This window comes from Natrialba sp. SSL1, from assembly GCF_001861355.1.
In the GTDB taxonomy this organism is placed as follows: domain Archaea; phylum Halobacteriota; class Halobacteria; order Halobacteriales; family Natrialbaceae; genus Natrialba.
This window is the reverse complement of sequence record NZ_MASN01000057.1, coordinates 1-548: the sequence shown is the minus strand read 5'-3', so window position 1 is coordinate 548 and position 548 is coordinate 1. Positions and strand designations below refer to the sequence as shown.

Genomic DNA, 548 nt, shown 5'->3' with positions numbered 1-548 from the left:
CCCGACGAGAGGTAGTCACCGTCATCCCAGAGTTGTTCTTTGATGCGACGACGGTGGATACGTCGGATTTTGTGGTCGGGCAACACGCTTTGGATGGACTGGAAGGCGTCTCGGCGGTCGGCGTGGCTTCGGAGCGTTTCACCGACTTTCTGCAAGATGCACCGTCGAAACCGCGAGGGGAGATACAGGCCGAGTTCGTCGAACGGTTCGTGTTCATCGAAGTAATTCCACGCCTGATGCGATGCGTCGGCAATGCCGTCCAGATGGACTGGCGTCCAGTGGTCTCCAAGGACATGGTTGGCGACACGACGGGTGAGTGTTGCCAGTCGCTCGAATCGTTTGTCGTCCTCATCTGGGAGGTGAATCGGGAGCGAGAGGTGGTCACTCATCGGTTTTCACCTCAGATTCGACGGTGTTGACAACCTGTTTCTTTTTCGATGAACGCATCCCGTAGAGTTTGCCGCTGAAGCTGGCGACGAGTTTGATGAGGTCATCAACAAGTTCTTCCTGTGCTGATTTGTCCGTCTCGTCTTCGATGACAGTGATGG

General features: G+C 55.5%; 2 pseudogenes. Both read right to left on the bottom strand.

The annotated features are described in order from the left end of the window. Nucleotides 1–389: pseudogene (locus tag BBD46_RS18970) on the bottom strand (transposase); the annotation flags it as partial. After that, a pseudogene (locus tag BBD46_RS18965) lies at nt 382–548 on the bottom strand (IS607 family transposase); the annotation flags it as partial. The pseudogenes BBD46_RS18965 and BBD46_RS18970, both read right to left, overlap by 8 nt.